This is a genomic window from Streptomyces sp. NPDC050856 (assembly GCF_040653855.1).
In the GTDB taxonomy this organism is placed as follows: Bacteria; Actinomycetota; Actinomycetes; order Streptomycetales; family Streptomycetaceae; genus Streptomyces.
In genome coordinates, this window is record NZ_JBFAGV010000022.1 from 49,478 (window position 1) to 68,996 (window position 19,519).

The 19,519-nt window shown below is 73.7% G+C and carries 15 protein-coding genes and 1 riboswitch; of the genes, 11 read left to right on the forward strand and 4 right to left on the reverse strand.

Features of this window, described 5'->3' with window-relative positions:
- Positions 1-10 precede the first annotated feature (10 nt).
- Positions 11-1,078 carry a GTP-binding protein gene (locus AB0H53_RS20040; RefSeq protein ID WP_362114783.1) on the forward strand — a complete coding sequence of 356 codons (1,068 nt, stop codon included), beginning with the start codon at positions 11-13 and terminating at the stop codon, positions 1,076-1,078.
- Between the two features lie 297 nt (positions 1,079-1,375).
- Here the strand turns inward: AB0H53_RS20040 and AB0H53_RS20045 are convergent, their stop codons facing one another.
- On the reverse strand, positions 1,376-3,835 hold the full coding sequence (locus tag AB0H53_RS20045) for a DNA topoisomerase IV subunit A (RefSeq protein ID WP_362114786.1): 2,460 nt from the start codon (positions 3,833-3,835) through the stop codon (positions 1,376-1,378).
- A gap of 195 nt (positions 3,836-4,030) precedes the next feature.
- Here AB0H53_RS20045 and AB0H53_RS20050 point away from each other — a divergent pair, with 195 nt between their 5' ends.
- From AB0H53_RS20050 to AB0H53_RS20065, 4 genes are all read left to right on the forward strand, one after another.
- Positions 4,031-5,371, forward strand: a complete 1,341-nt coding sequence (locus AB0H53_RS20050; RefSeq protein WP_362114789.1) for a pitrilysin family protein — start codon at positions 4,031-4,033, stop codon at positions 5,369-5,371.
- 26 nt (positions 5,372-5,397) lie between these two features.
- On the forward strand, positions 5,398-6,765 hold the full coding sequence (locus AB0H53_RS20055) for a pitrilysin family protein (RefSeq protein ID WP_362114901.1): 1,368 nt from the start codon (positions 5,398-5,400) through the stop codon (positions 6,763-6,765).
- 192 nt (positions 6,766-6,957) lie between these two features.
- Positions 6,958-7,119: riboswitch (cyclic di-AMP (ydaO/yuaA leader) on the forward strand.
- Between the two features lie 13 nt (positions 7,120-7,132).
- Positions 7,133-7,903, forward strand: coding sequence for a M23 family metallopeptidase (locus AB0H53_RS20060; RefSeq protein ID WP_362114792.1), 771 nt, complete (start codon positions 7,133-7,135; stop codon positions 7,901-7,903).
- A gap of 342 nt (positions 7,904-8,245) precedes the next feature.
- On the forward strand, positions 8,246-8,935 hold the full coding sequence (locus tag AB0H53_RS20065; protein WP_362114794.1) for a GntR family transcriptional regulator: 690 nt from the start codon (positions 8,246-8,248) through the stop codon (positions 8,933-8,935).
- 192 nt (positions 8,936-9,127) lie between these two features.
- Here AB0H53_RS20065 and AB0H53_RS20070 read toward each other — a convergent pair whose 3' ends face one another.
- Positions 9,128-9,409 carry an HPr family phosphocarrier protein gene (locus tag AB0H53_RS20070; protein ID WP_362114797.1) on the reverse strand — a complete coding sequence of 94 codons (282 nt, stop codon included), beginning with the start codon at positions 9,407-9,409 and terminating at the stop codon, positions 9,128-9,130.
- Between the two features lie 80 nt (positions 9,410-9,489).
- Between AB0H53_RS20070 and AB0H53_RS20075 the strand changes: the two genes are divergently transcribed.
- From AB0H53_RS20075 to AB0H53_RS20090, 4 genes are all read left to right on the forward strand, one after another.
- A complete protein-coding gene (locus AB0H53_RS20075) occupies positions 9,490-12,561 on the forward strand; it encodes a GNAT family N-acetyltransferase (RefSeq protein ID WP_362114800.1) in 3,072 nt (1,023 codons plus the stop codon).
- Positions 12,562-12,634: 73 nt separating this feature from the next.
- Positions 12,635-13,228: a DUF5998 family protein gene (locus AB0H53_RS20080; protein WP_362114803.1), complete on the forward strand. Its 594-nt coding sequence runs from the start codon at positions 12,635-12,637 to the stop codon at positions 13,226-13,228.
- A complete protein-coding gene (locus AB0H53_RS20085) occupies positions 13,228-14,433 on the forward strand; it encodes a nucleotide pyrophosphatase/phosphodiesterase family protein (RefSeq protein WP_362114806.1) in 1,206 nt (401 codons plus the stop codon). Before AB0H53_RS20080 ends, AB0H53_RS20085 begins: the two co-directional genes overlap by 1 nt.
- 40 nt (positions 14,434-14,473) lie before the next feature.
- Positions 14,474-15,154, forward strand: a complete 681-nt coding sequence (locus AB0H53_RS20090; protein WP_362114809.1) for a thymidine kinase — start codon at positions 14,474-14,476, stop codon at positions 15,152-15,154.
- Here AB0H53_RS20090 and AB0H53_RS20095 read toward each other — a convergent pair.
- Positions 15,126-15,899, reverse strand: a complete 774-nt coding sequence (locus tag AB0H53_RS20095) for a VOC family protein (protein ID WP_362114812.1) — start codon at positions 15,897-15,899, stop codon at positions 15,126-15,128. The genes AB0H53_RS20090 and AB0H53_RS20095 overlap by 29 nt on opposite strands.
- Positions 15,900-16,122: 223 nt before the next feature.
- Here AB0H53_RS20095 and AB0H53_RS20100 point away from each other — a divergent pair, with 223 nt between their 5' ends.
- Positions 16,123-16,950: a sulfurtransferase gene (locus AB0H53_RS20100; protein WP_362114815.1), complete on the forward strand. Its 828-nt coding sequence runs from the start codon at positions 16,123-16,125 to the stop codon at positions 16,948-16,950.
- Between the two features lie 115 nt (positions 16,951-17,065).
- Here the strand turns inward: AB0H53_RS20100 and sepH are convergent, their stop codons facing one another.
- Positions 17,066-18,109: a septation protein SepH gene (gene sepH / locus AB0H53_RS20105; RefSeq protein ID WP_362114818.1), complete on the reverse strand. Its 1,044-nt coding sequence runs from the start codon at positions 18,107-18,109 to the stop codon at positions 17,066-17,068.
- Positions 18,110-18,598: 489 nt separating this feature from the next.
- On the opposite strand from sepH, the gene AB0H53_RS20110 reads away from it, so the two are divergent.
- Complete coding sequence (locus AB0H53_RS20110) at positions 18,599-19,519, forward strand: hypothetical protein (RefSeq protein WP_362114821.1); 921 nt, start codon at positions 18,599-18,601, stop codon at positions 19,517-19,519.

The following is a 19,519-nucleotide window of genomic DNA, read 5'->3' on the forward strand; positions in this document are numbered from 1 at the left end:
GGGCGTCCCTTTGAGCGTGCAGCAGATTCCCGTCGTCGTCCTCGCGGGTTTTCTCGGGTCGGGCAAGACCACCTTGCTGAACCATCTGCTCCGCAGCGCCAGAGGAACCCGTATCGGCGTCATGGTCAACGACTTCGGGTCCATCGAGATCGACGCCATGACCGTCGCGGGCCAGGTCGGCTCCACCGTCTCGCTCGGCAACGGCTGTCTGTGCTGCGCGGTCGACGCGAGCGAGCTGGACACCTACCTGGAGACGCTGACCCGGCCCTCCGCCCGTCTCGACGTCATCGTGATCGAGGCGAGCGGGCTCGCCGAGCCGCAGGAGCTGGTGCGGATGATCCTCGCCAGCGACAACCGGCGGATCATGTACGGCGGGCTGGTCGAGGTGGTGGACGCCGCCGAGTTCGACACCACCCGGGCCCGTCATCCCGAGACCGACCGTCACCTGGCCATCGCCGACCTGGTCGTCGTCAACAAGGCCGACCGGGTGCCCGGCGCCGAGCTGCGGCGCGTCCACTCGGCGGTCACCGAACTGGCCGGCCGGGCCGCGGTGATCGACGCGGCGCACGGACGGGTCGACCCGGACCTGCTCTTCGACCGGGCCGCACCCCCGGACGACGACAGCGGTGCCCGTCAGCTCTCCTTCGAGGACCTGGACGAGCTGTACGTGGCCGAGGACGCCCACCCGCACGCGGCGTACGAGACGGTTTCCTTCACCTCGGACCTGCCCCTGCATCCGCGCCGGCTGCTGGACTTCCTCGACGCCCGCCCCGAGGGCCTCTACCGGATCAAGGGGTTCGTCGACTTCGGCGACGCGGACCCCGCCAACCGCTACAGCCTCCACGCGGTCGGCCGCTTCCTGCGCTTCCAGCCCGAGCCCTGGCCGCGCGGCGAGCGGCGGCTGACCCAGCTCGTCCTCATCGGCTCCAGTACCGACGGCGAGGCGTTGCGCAAGGCGTTGGACGACTGCCGGGTGACCGGCGGGCAGGACGCCCCGGAGGAGCACAGCATGTGGGGCGTGCTGCGGTACGTACCGCGGCCACCGGAAGAGGACGGCGAACCCGACCCCCTCGCGTGACGGGGTGACGGAGCGGCCGGGGGCGGCCGGGCCCCCGGGCCGCACCGCCGGCGCGGCTGATCAGCCCGTCAGGCTCCTGCGTCGCCCCGGGACCGTCCCGCCCGCTGCCCAACGGCCGCTGACGGCGGACGAGGGCGGGCCCCCGGCGGAACATCCCGCCGACCGGCGCCCCGCCCCCGGCAGGCGGGCGCGACCGGTCCCTCATGGGCGCCCATCGGCAGGCGGCACGCCCGCACCCGGCAGGACGCCGGCACTTCGTTCAGGACGCCCCGTACCCGGCAGGACGCCGGGGCCCGGTCAGGACGCCGGACCCGCCAGTACCGCGACCGGCTTGGCCAGCGGCGTGCCCGAGCCGTCCCGGCGGGGGTCGATGTCCGGCAGCTCCACCGGCGTGCCGTTCTGCTGCGCGGCCCGCGCCGGGGCCGCGCCCGCCCAGGCGAGGATCAGCACGTCCTCGCCCTTCAGGAAGCGGTGGCAGCGCACCCCGCCCGTCGCCCGGCCCTTGCGCGGGTACTGGTCGAACGGCGTCAGCTTCGCCGACGTGCCCGCCGGCCCCTCCAGCGTGCCGGTCGAACCGGCCACCGTGAACACCACGGCGTCCGCCGCCGGGTCCACGGCCGTGAACGAGACGACCTCGGCGCCGGCCGCCAGCTTGATACCGGTCATTCCGCCCGCCGGGCGTCCCTGCGGCCGCACCTGGGAGGCCGGGTAGCGCAGCAGCTGGGCGTCGGAGGTGATGAAGACCAGGTCCTCCTCACCGGTGCGCAGCTCGGCCGCCCCGACGATCCGGTCACCCTCCTTCAGGGAGATGACCTCCAGCTCCTCCTTGTTCGCCGGGTAGTCCGGGACCACCCGCTTGACCACACCCTGCAGCGTGCCGATCGCCAGCCCCGGGGAGGACTCGTCCAGGGTGGTCAGGCAGACGACCCGCTCGTCCTTCTCCAGCGACAGGAACTCCGACAGCTGCGCCCCGCCCGACAGGTTGGGCGCGGCGGCGGTGTCCGGGAGCTGCGGCAGATCGATCACCGACAGCCGCAGCAGCCGCCCGGTGGACGTCACCGCGCCCACCTCGCCCCGCTGGGTGGCGGGCACCGCCGAGACGATCACATCGTGCTTGGTGCGCCTGCCGCCGCTGTCCGCGAGCGGCTCGCCGCTCGCCGTACGGGCCAGCAGGCCGGTCGAGGACAGCAGCACCCGGCACGGGTCGTCCGCGACCTCCAGCGCCAGCGCCCCGGCCGCCACCTGGGAGCCGGCCGACTCCAGCAGCACGGTGCGCCGCTCGGTGCCGAACTTCTTGGCCACCGCGGCCAGTTCCGAGGAGACCAGCTTGCGCAGCTCCGCGTCCGACTCCAGGATCCGGGTGAGCTCGGCGATCTCACCATTGAGCCGGTCGCGCTCGCTCTCCAGCTCGATCCGGTCGAACTTGGTCAGCCGGCGCAGCGGGGTGTCCAGGATGTACTGCGTCTGGATCTCGGTCAGTGAGAAGTGCGCGATCAGCCGTTCCTTGGCCTGCGCCGAGTTCTCGCTGGACCGGATCAGACGGATGACCTCGTCGATGTCCAGCAGCGCGACGAGCAGCCCCTCGACCAGGTGCAGCCGGGCGCGCTTCTTGCCGCGGCGGAACTCGCTGCGGCGCCGTACCACCTCGAAGCGGTGGTCGAGGTAGACCTCCAGCAGCTCCTTGAGGCCCAGGGTCAGCGGCTGCCCGTCGACCAGCGCCACGTTGTTGATGCCGAAGGACTCCTCCATCGGCGTCAGCTTGTACAGCTGCTCCAGGACGGCCTCCGGGATGAAGCCGTTCTTGACCTCGATGACCAGCCGCAGCCCGTGCTCGCGGTCGGTGAGGTCCTTGACGTCCGCGATGCCCTGGAGCTTCTTGGCGCCGACCAGGTCCTTGATCTTGGCGATCACCTTCTCGGGGCCGACCGCGAAGGGCAGTTCGGTCACGACCAGGCCCTTGCGGCGCGGAGTGACGTTCTCCACCGCCACGGTGGCGCGGATCTTGAAGGAGCCGCGGCCCGTCTCGTACGCGTCCTTGACGCCGGACAGGCCCACGATCCGGCCGCCGGTGGGCAGGTCGGGACCCGGCACGTACCGCATCAGGGTCTCCAGGTCCGCGCCCGGGTGCCTGATCAGGTGGCGGGCGGCGGCGATCACCTCGCCGAGGTTGTGCGGGGGCATGTTGGTCGCCATGCCGACCGCGATCCCGGAGGCGCCGTTGACCAGCAGGTTCGGGAAGGCGGCGGGCAGTGCCACCGGCTCGCGCTCCTGCCCGTCGTAGTTCGGCGCGAAGTCGACGGTGTCCTCGTCGATCGACTCGGTCATCAGCGAGGTCGCGTCGGCCATCCGGCACTCGGTGTACCGCATGGCGGCCGGCGGGTCGTCGTTGCCGAGGGAGCCGAAATTGCCGTGGCCGTCGACCAGCGGCAGGCGCATGGAGAACGGCTGCGCCATACGCACCAGCGCGTCGTAGATCGACGCGTCGCCGTGCGGGTGCAGCTTGCCCATCACCTCGCCGACGACCCGGGCGCACTTCACATAGCCGCGCTCGGGGCGCAGCCCCATCTCGTTCATCTGGTAGACGATGCGCCGGTGCACCGGCTTCATACCGTCCCGGGCGTCCGGCAGGGCCCGGGAGTAGATCACCGAGTACGCGTACTCGAGGAAGGAGCCCTGCATTTCGTCGACGACGTCGATGTCGAGGATCCTCTCCTCGAAGTCGTCGGGCTGCGCGGTCTTCGTGCTGCGGCGGGCCATCGCGGCTGCGGCTCCTTCACCAACAAGTCTGTACTGACGCGGACCATTGTGGACCGTCCCACTGACAACGCCGACCGCGACCCGGAAGAGGGAAGGAACGAGGATCCGGGAACTTCGCCAGGTGCGACTCCGCTTGCATACAGTGGCAGGACTTTCCACGACTGGACTTTTCCACATGCGATCGAAGGGACGTACATGCCCATGGGTCACACGGCCACAGCCCAGGCCGGCTCCGGCGGCCTGACAGCGACCGAGCACCGCCTGGCCAACGGCCTGCGCGTGGTGCTCTCGGAGGACCACCTGACCCCGGTCGCCGCGGTCTGCCTCTGGTACGACGTCGGCTCGCGCCACGAGATCAAGGGCCGCACCGGCCTCGCCCACCTCTTCGAGCACCTGATGTTCCAGGGCTCGAAGCAGGTCCACGGCAACGGCCACTTCGAGCTGGTGCAGGGCGCGGGCGGCTCGCTCAACGGCACCACCAGTTTCGAGCGCACCAACTACTTCGAGACCATGCCCGCCCACCAGCTGGAACTGGCCCTGTGGCTGGAAGCCGACCGGATGGGCTCGCTCCTCGCCGCGCTCGACGAGGAGTCCATGGAGAACCAGCGGGACGTCGTCAAGAACGAGCGCCGCCAGCGGTACGACAACGTTCCCTACGGCACGGCCTTCGAGCGGCTGACCGCCCTGGCCTACCCGGAGGGCCACCCCTACCACCACACCCCGATCGGCTCCATGGCCGACCTGGACGCCGCCACCCTCGAGGACGCGCGGAACTTCTTCCGCACGTACTACGCGCCGAACAACGCCGTCCTGTCGGTCGTCGGGGACATCGACCCCGAGCAGACGCTCGCCTGGATCGAGAAGTACTTCGGCTCCATCCCTTCCCACGAGGGCAAGCAACCGCCGCGGGACGGCTCGCTCCCCGACGTCATCGGCGAGGAGCTGCGCCACGTCGTCGAGGAGGAGGTCCCCGCCCGCGCCCTGATGGCGGCCTACCGGCTGCCGCACGACGGCACGCGCGAGTGCGACGCCGCCGACCTGGCCCTGACCGTACTCGGCGGCGGTGAGTCCTCCCGGCTGCACAACCGCCTGGTGCGCCGCGACCGCACGGCCGTCGCCGCCGGCTTCGGCCTGCTGCGGCTGGCCGGGGCACCCTCCATGGGCTGGCTGGACGTGAAGACCTCCGGCGGGGTGGAGGTGCCGGACATCGAGGCCGCCGTGGACGAGGAGCTCGCCCGGTTCGCCGCCGAGGGCCCCACGCCCGAGGAGATGGAGCGCGCCCAGGCCCAGCTCGAACGCGAGTGGCTGGACCGGCTCGGCACGGTCGCCGGCCGCGCCGACGAACTGTGCCGGTACGCCGTGCTGTTCGGCGACCCGCAGCTCGCGCTGACCGCCGTCGAGCGGGTGCTGGACGTCACCGCCGAGGAGGTGCGGGCGGTCGCCGAGGCCCGGCTGCGCCCCGACAACAGGGCGGTGCTGGTCTACGAACCCGTCAACGCCGACCGGAACGAGCAGGAAGAGGGGGCGGACCAGTGACCGACGCCGCTGTGTCCCTGACGAGCATGGAATTCCACCCGCAGCCCCGGCCCGGCACCGCCACGCCGTGGGCGTTCCCCGCGCCCGACCGCGGCACCCTGGACAACGGCCTGACGGTGCTGCGCTGCCACCGCCCCGGCCAGCAGGTGGTGGCCGTCGAGCTCTTCCTCGCCGCCCCGCTGGACGCCGAGCCCGAGGGCCTCGACGGCATCGCCACGATCATGGCGCGCGCGCTGTTCGAGGGCACCGACAAGCGCTCGGCGGAGGACTTCGCCGCCGAGCTGGAGCGCTGCGGGGCCACGCTCGACGCGCACGCCGACCACCCCGGTGTCCGGGTCTCGCTGGAGGTGCCGGCCTCCCGGCTGGCGAAGGCCCTCGGCCTGCTCGCCGAGGCCCTGCGCGCGCCGGCCTTCGCCGACAGCGAGGTGGAGCGCCTGGTGCACAACCGGCTGGACGAGATCCCGCACGAGACGGCCAATCCGTCCCGGCGCGCCGCCATGCAGCTCTCCAAGGAGCTGTTCCCGGCCACCGCGCGCATGTCGCGTCCCCGCCAGGGCACCGAGGAGACCGTCGCCCGGATCGACGCCGCGGCCGTACGCGCCTTCTACGACGCGCACGTCCGGCCGGCCACCGCCACCGCCGTGGTCGTGGGCGACCTGACCGGCATCGACCTGGACGCGGTGCTGGCCGACACCCTGGGAGCCTGGACCGGCGACACCGCACAGCCCCGCCCGGTACCGGCGATCACCGCCGACGACACCGGCCGGATCGTCATCGTGGACCGCCCGGGCGCCGTGCAGACACAGCTGCTCATCGGCCGTATCGGCGCCGACCGGCACGACCGGGTCTGGCCGGCCCAGGTCCTCGGCACGTACTGCCTGGGCGGCACGCTCACCTCCCGGCTGGACAAGGTGCTGCGCGAGGAGAAGGGCTACACCTACGGCGTCCGGGCCTTCGGCCAGGTGCTGCGGTCAGGACCCGAGGGCAACGGCGCCGCGATGCTCGCCATCAGCGGCTCGGTGGACACCCCCAACACCGCCCCGGCGCTGGCGGACCTCTGGCAGGTGCTGCGCACCCTGGCGGCCGACGGCCTGACCGACGCGGAGCGCGAGACGGCCGTCCAGAACCTGGTGGGCGTCGCCCCGCTCAAGTACGAGACGGCGGCTTCCGTCGCGGCGACCCTCGCCGACCAGGTGGAGCAGCACCTCCCGGACGACTTCCAGTCGCGGTTGTACGCGCGCCTGGCCGAGACGGGGACCGTGGAGGCGACCGCCGCGGTGGTGAACGCCTTCCCGGTGGACCGGCTCGTCACCGTGCTGGTGGGCGACGCCGCCCAGATCAAGGAGCCGGTCGAGGCCCTCGGCATCGGCGAAGTCACGGTGGTCACCGGCTGATTGAGTGCCGCTCACGGAACCCCGGCGTCCACTTGGACGCCGGGGTTCTGCGGTATGTCCGTTTTCATACGGAGGTTCGGGGTCTGCCGTGTGGCGTGCGCTACAAAAACACGCGTTTGTTTGGCGATTGAAAGATCGGACGCTTAGCGTCTGATGCGCTGTCCGAACGGTACCCGCCGCACCCGCGGCACCGGGCAGCCATCGCCGAGTCCCCGAGGCGCGAGCCTGGGGAGCCGGGGACCCACTCAGTCCCTGGGGTGAATCGGACGCCTTCGCACCCGTGCGGAGGGGCCCGTAGGAGACCTTCCTGCTCCGAACCCGTCAGCTAACCCGGTAGGCGAGAAGGAAGGAAAGGACCAGCCCCTTCATGGCGTTCACCCGTGCCACCGGGAAGCACCGTGCCCCCAGCCGCATGACCCGTACGCGCGCCGGCGCCGCCGGTGTCGCGGCACTGGCCACCACCGGGGTCATCACCACCCTCGCTTCCCCGGCGCTCGCCGCCGACGCGGACGTCCGCTCCCTCGAGGACACCGGCCTCAACCAGGCCGTCATCACCGACACGCTGGCCGACCAGGTCGACGAGCAGGCCGAGGCCCAGCAGCGCGAGGCCGAGGAGGCCGAGGCGAAGGCGAGGGCCGAGGCGGAGGCCAAGCGCATGGCCGAGGCCCGCGCCGAGGCTGCCCGCGAGGCCCGGGAGCGCGCCGCCCGGGACGCCGAGCGCAAGCGGCTCAACTCCTTCCAGTCCCCGATCAGCGGCTCGTACGTCACCACCGGCTACCGGTCCGGCGGCTCGCTGTGGTCCTCCGGCAGCCACTCCGGCGTCGACTTCCGGGCCGCCTCGGGCACCCCGGTCGTCTCCGTGGGCTCCGGCACCGTCGTCGAGGCCGGCTGGGGCGGCGCGTACGGCAACAACGTCGTGATCCGGATGCAGGACGGCACCTACACCCAGTACGGCCACCTGTCCGCCGTCCAGGTCTCGGCCGGCCAGACGGTGACCCCGGGCCAGCAGATCGGCCTGTCCGGCTCGACCGGCAACTCCACCGGCCCGCACCTGCACTTCGAGGCCCGCACCAGCGCCGAGTACGGTTCCGACATGGACCCCGTGGCGTACCTGCGCTCGCACGGCGTCAACGTCTGACCCCGCGCACACCGCTTCGCGAAGGCCCCGGCCCGCCAGGAACCGTCCTGGTGGCCGGGGCCTTCGCCGTACCCGCTCCCGTGCCCCGCCGCTCGCCGCGGCCCCGCACCCGCAGCCAAAGCCCCGCACCCGCACCCGCACCCGCAGCCAAAGCCCCGCATCCGGAACCGCCGGGCTCGCGCCGGACCGGGCCCCCGCGCCGCAGCCGGGAACAGCCGCCTTCCGGCCGGGAGATTTCCCCGAATCCAACATTCCGGGATCGGAAATTCCGGCCCGCTGCAATAGAGTTGCCGAACAGACGTCGAACAACTGGTGCCACACGGATCAAGTCGGAGGTTCGGTATGCGCGTTCCTGCGCACTCGGTGTGCACGGCGATCCGCGACGACATCGTCTCCGGTGTCCTGGAGCGGGGCGGCCGGCTCACCGAGGAGCAGCTGGCGCGCCGCTACGGCGTTTCCCGGGTCCCGGTCCGCGAAGCGCTGCGGACCCTGGAGTCCGAGGGGTTCGTGGTCAGCCGCCGGCACATCGGGGCCTGCGTCGCCGAGCCCACCGAGCAGGAGGCCGCCGACCTGCTGGAGATCCGTACGCTGCTGGAACCGCTCGGCGCAGCCCGGGCGGCCCGGCGCCGTACCGAGGCACACCTCAAGGTGCTGCGCGGCCTGGTCAGGCTGGGTCAGGAGCGGGCCCGCCGGGGGCAGGGCGAGGACCTGCGCTCGCTGGGCGGCTGGTTCCACGAGACGCTCGCCCAGGCGTCCGGCAGCCCGGGGCTGACGGCGCTGCTCACCCAGCTCCGGCACAAGATCGACTGGATGTACGCGGTCGACAGGACCGCCCAGCCGGTCGAGACCTGGGCCGAGCACGGCGCGATCGTCGACGCCGTGGCGCGCGGTGACGCGGAACGGGCCCGGGCGCTCACCGCGCTGCACGCGGAGCGCTCGCTGGGCGCCCACCGGCTGCGCCGCCCCGAGCCGCTCTCCGGCCGGGTGAGGACTTCGCAACATCCCGTCAACACGGCCGGCGCCCGGAATTAACGGCGCGGCCGTATACAGAGGGGGCGCCGGACCGGGTGCTGTTTTCCGCGCCCGGAATTCCCCGGCGAAATGACGTACCCGGGAGAATTCTCCGCGGAAAAACAGCGGAGCCGTACCGCCCGGAATTCCAGGGCGATACGGCTCGGCCGTGATGTCTCCTCGGCCGCGCGGCGGCGCGGGCGACCGGACGGGTCAGACCGTCTCGGGGAGCTCGTCGAGTCCCTCGGAGACCAGCTTCGCCAGGCGGTCCAGGGCGGCGTCCGCTCCCTCCGCGTCCGAAGCGAGTACGACCTCCTCGCCGCCCTGCGCGCCCAGGCCGAGCACCGCGAGCATCGACGCGGCGTTGACCGGGTTGCCGTCGGCCTTGGCGATCGTCACGGGGACGCCGGCGGCCGTGGCGGCACGGACGAAGATGGAGGCGGGGCGGGCGTGCAGGCCCTCGGCCCAGCCGACGTTGACGCGGCGCTCAGCCATGGTGTTGCCCTTCGAGTCCTAGCGGTTGTCTAGACCAGTCTCTCATGTCGTGCCGGGTGGTCTCACCGTACCCTTGCCCCATGCGGACCCCGTCGGATCAGCCGGAGCACGTCTACCCCGACCACTGGGAGGCCGACGTGGTGCTGCGGGACGGCGGCACCGCGCGGATCAGGCCGATCACCACCGACGACGCGGACCGTCTGGTCAGCTTCTACGAGCAGGTCTCGGACGAGTCGAAGTACTACCGGTTCTTCGCGCCGTACCCCCGGCTCTCCGCCAAGGACGTGCGTCGCTTCACCCACCACGACTACGTCGACCGGGTCGGCCTGGCGGCCACCGTCGGCGGCGAGTTCATCGCCACGGTCCGCTACGACCGGATCGACGAACGGGGGCGTCCGGCCGGCGCCCCCGCCGACGAGGCCGAGGTCGCCTTCCTGGTCCAGGACGCCCACCAGGGCCGGGGTGTCGCCTCCGCGCTGCTGGAACACATCGCGGCGGTCGCCCGGGAGCGCGGCATCCGGCGGTTCGCGGCCGAGGTGCTGCCCGCCAACACCAAGATGATCAAGGTGTTCACGGACGCCGGGTACACCCAGAAGCGCAGCTTCGAGGACGGCGCGGTCCGCCTCCAGCTCGACCTGGAGCCCACCGACCGGTCGCTCGCCGTGCAGCGCGCCCGCGAGCAGCGCGCCGAGGCGCGCTCCGTGCAGCGTCTGCTCGCGCCCGGCTCGGTCGCCGTCATCGGCGCCGGCCGCGCCCCCGGCGGCGTCGGCCGCACCGTGCTGCGCAACCTGCTGGGCGCCGGGTTCACCGGACGCACCTACGCGGTCAACCGTGCCCTGCCCGAGGAGGGCGCCTCGCTCGACGGCGTGCCCGCCTTCCGTTCGGTCGGCGACATCGGCGAGCCGGTCGACCTGGCGGTCGTCGCCGTACCGGCCGAGCGCGTCCCCGAGGCCGTCGCCGACTGCGGCGAACACGGCGTCCAGGGGCTGGTCGTGCTCTCCGCCGGCTACGCCGAGCAGGGCGCCGACGGGCGGGAGCGGCAGCGGGAGCTGGTCCGCCAGGCCCGCTCGTACGGCATGCGCATCATCGGCCCGAACGCCTTCGGCGTCATCAACACCGCGGGGGCCGTCCGGCTCAACGCCTCCCTCGCGCCGGGGTCCCCGGCCACCGGGCGGATCGGGCTGTTCACCCAGTCGGGCGCCATCGGCATCGCCCTGCTGTCCGGGCTGCACCGGCGCGGGGCGGGCCTGTCGTCCTTCATCTCGGCCGGCAACCGGGCGGACGTCTCCGGCAACGACATCCTTCAGTACTGGTACGAGGACCCCGACACCGATGTCGTGCTGCTCTACCTCGAATCGATCGGCAACCCGCGCAAGTTCACCCGGCTCGCCCGGCGCACGGCGGCGGTCAAACCGGTCGTCGTGGTCAAGGGCGCCCGGCACAGCGGCAGCGCCCCGCCGGGCCACGCCGTGCCGGTCACCCGCATCCCGCACGCCACGGTCTCCGCCCTGCTCCGGCAGGCCGGCGTGATCCGCGTCGACACGGTCACCGAGCTGGTCGACGCCGGCCTGCTGCTGGCCGGCCAGCCGCTCCCGGCGGGCCCGAGGGTGGCGATCCTCGGCAACTCCGAGTCGCTGGGCCTGCTGACGTACGACGCCTGCCTGACCGAGGGGCTGCGCCCGCTGCCACCGCTGGACCTGACGACCGCCGCGACCCCGGAGGACTTCCGCGTGGCCCTGGCAGGGGCGCTGCGGGACGACGCCTGCGACGCGGTCGTGGTCACCGCCATCCCCTGGGTCGGTGAGAACGGGACGACCGAGTCCGGCGACGGCCAGGTGCTGGCCGACGCCCTGCGCGCCGCCTCGGCCGCCTCCCCGGCGAAACCGGTCCTGGTGGTCCACGTCGAGATGGGCGCGCTGGCCGACGCCCTGGCCGCGGCCACCAGTACGGCCCCGGCGCGGGAGGCGCGCCGGGCCGGGCACGACAGCGAGGCACCGTGGGCACCACCGGTGCCACCGGCACCATCGCTGCCGCCGGCCCCCGGCGCCACGCCCGCGCCCCTTTCCCCGTCGGTCTCCGCCACCGGGGCAGCCCCCACCGCGCCACCCGCCCCCGGCGCCCGGCCGGCCCCAGCGGCCCCTTCCGCCCCGCCTGCCACATCCGCCCTGCCCGCCCGGCCCGCCCCGGAGGCCACCTCCGTCGCCGACCACCACCGCATCCCCGCCTACCCGGCGGCCGAACGGGCCGTCCGGGCGCTGGCCGAGGCGGTGCGGTACGCGCGGTGGCGGCGGCAGGCCGCCGAGCCGGGACGGGTGCCGGAACTGGACGGAATCGACGAGGCCGGGGCCGCCGCGCTGATCGAGCGGCTGCTCGGCGGCGACCCGGGCGATCCTGGCCACCCCGGCGGCCCTGGCCACCCCGGCGGCCCTGGCCAGGCCGGGCAAGGGGGACGGGTGGGCGAGCAGGGGATCACCCTGGCGCCCGGCGAGACCCGCGAGCTGCTCGGGCGGTACGGCATCGACGTACGGCCCACCCTGCCGGCCCCGGACCCGGACACCGCCGTACGGGCCGCCGGGCGGCTCGGCTACCCCGTCGCGCTCAAGACCACCGCCCCGCACCTGCGCCACCGCCCCGACCTCGGGGGCGTCCGCCTCGACCTGGCCACCGAGGAGCAGCTGCGCACCGCGTACGCCGAGCTGACCGCGGCCCTGGGCAGGCCGGTGGAACTCCAGCCGGTCGTGCAGGCCATGGTCCCGCGCGGGGTGGACACCGTCGTCCGCGCCGCCATCGACCCGGCGGCCGGTGCCGTGCTGTCCTTCGGGCTGGTGGGCGCGGCCTCCGAACTGCTCGGGGACACCGCGCACCGGCTCGTCCCGGCCACCGACCGGGACGTCGCCGAACAGATCCGGTCCATCCGGACGGCGCCGCTGCTGTTCGGCTGGCGCGGCTCCGCGCCCGTCGACACCCCGGCCCTCGAAGAGCTCCTGCTGCGCGTGTCGCGGCTGGTCGACGACCACCCCGAGATCGTCACCGTCGTCCTGGAGCCGGTCGTCGTGGCCCCGCGCGGCCTCGCCGTGCTCAGCGCGACCGTCCGCCTCGCCCCGCCGCGGGCCCACGGCGACGTCGGCCCCCGCCGGCTGCCCGACTACTGACCCGGCGCCCGTGCCGGGGCTCTCCGGGATCCGCCCCGCGCAGCGTCCCGCGCAGTCACCGCGCCCCCGTAGGATGGAGTCCATGGCGAAGACCGGTACGACGACCCAGGGGCTGCGCGCGGCGATCGAGCGCAGCGGCTATTACCCGGCCCTCGTGGCCGAGGCGGTGGAGGCCGCCGTCGGCGGCGAGCCGATCGCCTCGTACCTGGTCCATCAGGAGACCACCTTCGACGCCAACGAGGTGCGCCGCCACGTCACCGTCCTGGTCCTGACGGCCAACCGTTTCATCGTCAGCCACACCGACGAGCAGAACGCCGACACCAGCTCCCCGACGCCGTACGCCACGACCTCCACCGAGTCGGTCAAGCTCGGCCGGATCTCCTCGGTGGTGCTCAGCCGCGTGGTCGCCAACCCCGAGTCGTACACGCCGGGCACCCTGCCCCGCGAGGTCGTGCTCACCATCGGCTGGGGCGCGGTGTCCCGGATCGACCTGGAGCCCGCCGCCTGCGGCGACCCCAACTGCGAGGCCGACCACGGCTACACCGGCAACTCCACCGCCGACGACCTGAGCCTGCGGGTGAGCGAGGCGGGCGACGGCCCCGAGACCGTGCGCCAGGCGCTCGCCTTCGCCCAGGCGCTGTCCGAAGCCACCGCGGCCACCCGCTGATGGTCCAGCCCGCGCACACGGCGTCCGCCTGGCCCGAGGAGCCGGTCCCGCTCGCCCTCGACACCGCGCCCGTCCCCGAGTACGGCTCCGGTTCCCTCGCCGACCTGCTGCCCACGCTCGCCGCCGCCCAGGGTGTACCGGGCTGCGAGCACCGCATCGCCGAGCTGGCCCCGGCCGACCGCAACTGCGTGTTCCTGATCGACGGTCTCGGCTGGGAGCAGATCAAGGCCCACCCGGACGAGGCGCCCTACCTCACCTCGCTGCTCGGCTCCTCGCGCGGCGGCACCGGCCGCCCGCTGACCGCCGGCTTCCCCGCCACCACCGCGACCTCGCTCGCCTCGGTCGGTACGGGACTGCCGCCCGGCCGGCACGGCCTGCCGGGCTACACGGTGCGCGACCCCGACGCGGGCGAGCTGATGAACCAGCTCCGCTGGCGGCCGTACACCGACCCGGGCGCCTGGCAGCCGTACCCCACCCTCTTCCAGCTCGCGGACGCGGCCGGGGTGCACACCGCCCAGGTCTCCTCCCCGACCTTCCGCGACACCCCGCTCACCAAGGTGGCTCTCAGCGGAGGAACGTTCCACGGCCGGCTCACCGGCGAGGAGCGCATGGACCTGGCCGCCGAGCAGCTCGCGGCCGGCGACCGGTCGCTGATCTACACGTACTACAGCGAACTGGACGGCAGCGGCCACCGCTTCGGTGTCGACTCCGACGCCTGGCGCGGCCAGCTCATGTGCGTCGACCGGCTGGTCCAGCGCCTCGCCGAGCAGCTCCCGCCGCGTGCCGCGCTGTACGTCACGGCCGACCACGGCATGGTCGACATCCCCTTCGACGAGCGGTCCCGCATCGACTTCGACGAGGACTGGGAGCTGCGCGCCGGAGTCGCCCTGCTGGGCGGCGAGGGCCGGGCCCGCCATGTGTACGCCGTGCCCGGGGCCCAGGCCGACGTCCTGGCCTGCTGGCGCGAGGTGCTGGGCGAGCAGTTCTGGGTGGCGAGCCGCGAGGAGGCCGTCGAGGCGGGCTGGTTCGGGCCCCGGATCGACGAGCGGGTGCACGGCCGGATCGGTGACGTGGTCGCCGCCGCGCACGACGACGTGGTGATCACGGCGTCCGTCAACGAGCCGCACGAGTCGGCCATGGTCGGTGTGCACGGTTCGATGACCGCCGCCGAGCAGCTCGTGCCGCTCCTCGAAGTACGCTCGTAAGCCCCACCACCGCCAGACCCCGAAAGGTCGTCACTTCCCCATGCCCGAGCTGGTGTTCTTCTCCGGAACGATGGACTGCGGAAAGAGCACCCTGGCTCTGCAGATCGAGCACAACCGGTCCGCACGCGGCCTCCAGGGCATGATCTTCACCCGTGACGACCGGGCCGGCGAGGGCAAGCTCTCCTCCCGGCTCGGCCTGGTCACGGACGCCGTCGAGGCCGCCGAGGGCTTCGACTTCTACGCGTACCTCGTCGCCCACCTCTCACAGGGCGGGCGCTGCGACTATGTGATCGCCGACGAGGCGCAGTTCCTGGCGCCCGAGCAGATCGACCAGCTCGCCCGGGTCGTGGACGACCTGGAACTGGACGTCTTCGCCTTCGGCATCACCACCGACTTCCGCTCCAAGCTCTTCCCCGGCTCCCAGCGCCTGGTCGAGCTGGCCGACCGGGTGGAGGTGCTCCAGGTGGAGGCGCTGTGCTGGTGCGGTGCCCGCGCCACGCACAACGCGCGCACGGTCGGCGGGGTGATGGTCGTCGAGGGCGCCCAGGTCGTCGTCGGGGACGTCAACGCGGGTGACGAGGTGGGGTACGAGGTGCTGTGCCGCCGCCACCACCGCCGCCGTATGACCGCCGCCACCGCCCGCGCGGCGGCGCTCTCGCCGGACGTCCTGCCCGTGGAGGCGTCCGACCGGCTCAGCGCCCGGCCGACCGTACGATCGTGAAGACGGCCCCCTCCGGGTCCGCGACCGTCGCCGTCCGGCCGGCCGCGTCGTCCCGGGGCGGCCGCAGCACCTGACCGCCGAGCCCGGTGACCCGCCGGGCCGCCTCGTCGGTGTCCGCGACCTCGAACCAGGTCATCCAGTGGGCGCCCCGGTCGCGCGGCAGCGCGCTGCCGGCACCGTGCAGCGAGGCGACCGGACGGTCACCCACCCGCAGGGTCACCAGGTCCTGGTCGGCCGAGACCAGCGGGTCGAGCTCGAAGCCGAAGACCGTCTTGTAGAACTTGCCGACCGCCTCGGTCTCCTGCGTCAGCAGCTCGTACCACGCCGGTGTCCCGGGAGCGCCGGCCACCGCCGTACCCGGATGCGCGCCGGCCTGCCAGATCCCGAAGACCGCGCCGGTGGGGTCCGAGCAGATCGCCAGCCGGCCGGCGTCCCCGGCCTGGATCGGCCCGACGGCGACCGTGCCGCCGCCGGAGCGGATCGCTTCGGCGGTCTCGTCGGCGTCGTCGGAGGCCAGGTAGGTCGTCCACGCGGGCGGCAGGTCCCGGTCGGCCGGAAGCTGGCCGATTCCGGCGACCTCCCGGTCGCCGAGCAGGCCCCGTACCCGGAGCCCGAGCTGTTGCGGCCCGGGCCGGAACCGCCATCCGAACAACGCCCCGTAGAACTCCTGCGTCACGTCGAGCGAGCGCACCATCAAGCTCACCCAACAGGGTGTACCGGGTTTGCGCCGAGCCGGCTCGGTCATCGTCACTCTCTCCTCGGACCGTCGTCGTGGCCGTACGGGGGACCGGGCGCGAGCCGCGTCAGCCACCGGTTCGACGCCCCGTCAGATGCTTGCACCACCGGCCGCGCGGTGCCCTCCGGCCGCGCCGCGTGTTGGCGCGATCCGGCAGGAGGAAGCCCGGATTCCCGTCACCGGTCCGCGCGACCCCGTCACCGCGCCTGCCCGGCTGCGCGAGGATGGCAGCATGACACCCATCGTTTCCGCGCCCGACCTGGCGAACGAGCTCGCCGGGCCGCGCCCCCCGGTCCTGCTGGACGTCCGCTGGCAGCTGGGCGGCCCCCCCGGACGCCCCGCCTACGACGCCGGCCACCTCCCCGGTGCCGTCTACGTCGACCTCGACACCGAACTGGCCGGCCCGCCCGGTGCCGCCGGCCGCCACCCACTGCCCGACGTGGCGGAGTTCGGCGAGGTGATGCGCCGGGCAGGCGTCCGCGGCTCCTCCCGGGTCGTCGTCTACGACGGCGGGCAGGGCTGGGCCGCCGCCCGGGCCTGGTGGCTGCTGCGCTGGACGGGCCACCCGGACGTACGGGTCCTGGACGGCGGGCTCGCGGCCTGGCGGGGCGAGCTGTCCACCGGGACACCCGACCCCGAGCCCGGTGACTTCCGCCCCGAGCCGGGCGCGCTGCCGCTGCTGGACGCGGACGGGGCGGCGGCCCTGGCCCGCTCGGGCCTGCTGCTGGACGCCCGGGCCGCCGAGCGCTACCGGGGCGACGTGGAGCCGATCGACCGCGTGGGCGGTCACATCCCGGGCGCCGCCTCGGCCCCGACCACGGAGAACGTCGACGCGGACGGCCGTTTCCTGCCGGCCGAGGCCCTGGCCGCCCGCTTCAAGACCCTGGGTGCCACCGAGGCGCCGGAGGTCGGCGTCTACTGCGGCTCGGGCGTCTCGGGTGCCCATGAGGTGCTGGCGCTGGAGATCGCGGGCATCGGGGCGGCGCTGTACGCGGGTTCCTGGTCGGAGTGGTCCTCGGACCCCGCCCGGCCCGTCGCCACCGGACCCGGCCGGGGCTGACCCGGTTCACCGGCCGGCGGCCGGTCCGGTCCACGGGCGGTGCCGCGCGGCACACGGGCGGTGCCGCGCGGGGGACGCCGTGCACGTCGTGTCCCGCGCGCCACCGCGCCCGTCGCTACTCCTGCTTCTTGCGCCGCGTGCCGAAGACGATCTCGTCCCAGCTCGGGACCGCCGCCCGGCGGCCCGGGCGGACACCGTCCGCCTCGGCCTGACGGTCCGTGGTACCGGTCAGCCGGTCACGGTGACCGCTCACCGCGCGCGGCATCAGCACATCCGCGTACGCCGAACCCGCGCCCGCCGACGCGGCCGGCGGCTCCTCGGCCTCCGCCTCCTCGCCGGGCTCGGCCACCGTGGACTCCTGCGCGGCCGGGCGCTCCGGCACCACCATGTCGCCCCGGAAGCTGGGCACCGCCTCCAGCAGGCTGGTCAGCGAGTCCCGTTCGGACTCCTCCTCGGCGTCGACGGCCGGCGCGGGCGCCACCGGGCGTTCCATCTGCCGGTCCAGGGCCCGGTCCAGCGGCCGGTCGCGCGGCAGCCGCGCGATCCTCGGTACGAAGGGGAAGCTCGGCTCCTGGACCGCCACCGCGTCATCGGTCTCGCCGATCAGCGCCCGCGCCTCGTCGTCCACGGCCTGGACGAGCCGGCGCGGCGGGTCGTAGGTCCAGCTGGCCGAGTGCACCTCACCGGCGACCCGGTAGACCAGCAGCACCTCCCAGGTGCCGTCGTCCCGGCGCCAGGAGTCCCAGGCCACGGTGTCCCGGTCGGCGCCACGCAGCAGCAGCCGCTCCTGCACGGCCTCGCCGAGCTGCGGCCCGGTGTTCTCACCGGGGCGGCGTACGGGGGTCTTCCGGGCGCGCTCGGCCATGAAGGCCCGCTCGGCGAGCACCGGCCCCTCGAAGCGGCGCACCCGCTCGACGGGGATGCCCGCGAGCTGGGCGACCTCCTCGGCGGAGGCACCGGCACGTATCCGTGCCTGGATGTCCCGGGGCCGCAGGTGGCTCTCCACCTCGATCTCGATCTGGCCGAGGCGGGCGCGGTCGTTGCGGACGGCGGCCCGCAGGCGCTCGTCGATCGGGAGGGTGTACTCCGTGCTGTCAGCAGCCTTCAGCACCAGTCGTGTGCCGTCGTTGGAGACGGCCACGACACGCAGTTCGGGCATGGGGACCTCCCGGGTGGTGCCTGCCGACGTCACCTGCGTCGCTGCTTCCGCTAGTCGAGTGTGGCCTGCCCGGGTGCAGCCTGCCACAACCTTGCCGAGTTGCCCGGCGTGTCGGGCGTGGGCCCTGGAACGCCGTTATGGCACGGTTACCTCTTTGCCACGCAGGGTGACCGATGTCGTCACTCCACGCGGCAGGCCTCCGTGCCGTACCGCGGCGCCGCCGGATCGAGTGCCGTTTTCGGCCCCCTCCCGTTGGTTCCGGACACCGGTCGAGGACCGGGGCCCAGGATTCGCCACAGTACTCCATTCGGGCCAGCGGGGTGGACCGGCGCGCCGCCGAAGTTTGCCCCGGGTGCGGCAGTTGGGGCCCCGCGCGCCCACCCCGTACGTGTCGTCCTTCACAGAACCGGTAGAAACGGAACTATTCGCATTCGTTGATCGGTCCTCTGACATTGCATGCTGGGACAGATGGGTGATCAAAGGGCGCACATGGATCAGAAGCTGAATAAGCCCGATGGGGTGAACAACCGGACGGAAGGGGAGAAGAAGCGACTGGACCTCAGCGCCGCACAGGTCGCGGGCAGCGCGGTCGCCGCGGTCCTGGCCGCCACGCTCGCCTCGAAGATGGGCGTGTACGGCACGATCGCCGGCGCCGGAGTGATCAGCGTCATCGCCACCTGCGGCGGATCCGTCTTCCAACACCTGTTCAAAAGCACAGGTGAGCGGGTACGCGTGGTCACGGTGCAGGCCGCGGCGCCGGTCAAGGGCCGTCGTGCGCCGCTGGGTTCGCGCCGCCGTGGTCCGGCGGCCGGCGCCACGGCGCCGCTCCCGTCCGACGTGCCACCGGCCGGTGACGGGCAGTTCGGTGCCGCCACCGTCCACGGGGCACGTGTGCGTGGCTGGAAACGACCGGTCCTCGCCGCCGCTCTGGTCTTCTTCCTCGCCATGGCGGGCATCACCGTCTACGAGCTGGCCGCCGGACAGGACCTCAGCGGCGGCAAGGGGACCACGGTCAGCTCCGTGGTCCGTGGCGGTGACGCCCGGCCCGAGCCGTCCTCCCCGGACCCCGCGCCCGACCCGGGCCACGAAGACGGCCGCCCCGGACACGGCCCGGACCCCGGCGGCACCCCGGACGGCGACGGCGCCACGGGCCGGGACGGCACCTCCGGCGCCGCGTCCCCGTCCCCCTCCACGTCCGCCCCGTCGCCCTCGCGGCCCGCGGACGGCGGTACGGCGCCGGGCCCGGACCAGGAAGGCCCGCAGGGGCAGGACCAGGACGAGGGCCCGTCCCAGGACCCCGCCCGGCCCTCCGCCCCCGCGCCCTCCACCGGCCAGGGAGGTCAAGGGGGCCAGGATGGCGGGAGCGGCCAGGACGACGCGGTACCGACGCCGCCGACCCCCGCTCCCTGA

Coding starts and splice junctions, on each gene's coding strand:
- sepH (WP_362114818.1), bottom strand. CDS start 18,109: ATGCCCGAACTGCGTGTCGTGGCCGTCTCCAACGACGGCACACGACTG.
- AB0H53_RS20050 (WP_362114789.1), top strand. CDS start 4,031: ATGCCCATGGGTCACACGGCCACAGCCCAGGCCGGCTCCGGCGGCCTG.
- AB0H53_RS20055 (WP_362114901.1), top strand. CDS start 5,398: ATGGAATTCCACCCGCAGCCCCGGCCCGGCACCGCCACGCCGTGGGCG.
- AB0H53_RS20070 (WP_362114797.1), bottom strand. CDS start 9,409: ATGGCTGAGCGCCGCGTCAACGTCGGCTGGGCCGAGGGCCTGCACGCC.
- AB0H53_RS20065 (WP_362114794.1), top strand. CDS start 8,246: ATGCGCGTTCCTGCGCACTCGGTGTGCACGGCGATCCGCGACGACATC.
- AB0H53_RS20060 (WP_362114792.1), top strand. CDS start 7,133: ATGGCGTTCACCCGTGCCACCGGGAAGCACCGTGCCCCCAGCCGCATG.
- AB0H53_RS20110 (WP_362114821.1), top strand. CDS start 18,599: ATGGATCAGAAGCTGAATAAGCCCGATGGGGTGAACAACCGGACGGAA.
- AB0H53_RS20095 (WP_362114812.1), bottom strand. CDS start 15,899: ATGACCGAGCCGGCTCGGCGCAAACCCGGTACACCCTGTTGGGTGAGC.
- AB0H53_RS20080 (WP_362114803.1), top strand. CDS start 12,635: ATGGAGTCCATGGCGAAGACCGGTACGACGACCCAGGGGCTGCGCGCG.
- AB0H53_RS20090 (WP_362114809.1), top strand. CDS start 14,474: ATGCCCGAGCTGGTGTTCTTCTCCGGAACGATGGACTGCGGAAAGAGC.
- AB0H53_RS20085 (WP_362114806.1), top strand. CDS start 13,228: ATGGTCCAGCCCGCGCACACGGCGTCCGCCTGGCCCGAGGAGCCGGTC.
- AB0H53_RS20045 (WP_362114786.1), bottom strand. CDS start 3,835: ATGGCCCGCCGCAGCACGAAGACCGCGCAGCCCGACGACTTCGAGGAG.
- AB0H53_RS20075 (WP_362114800.1), top strand. CDS start 9,490: ATGCGGACCCCGTCGGATCAGCCGGAGCACGTCTACCCCGACCACTGG.
- AB0H53_RS20100 (WP_362114815.1), top strand. CDS start 16,123: ATGACACCCATCGTTTCCGCGCCCGACCTGGCGAACGAGCTCGCCGGG.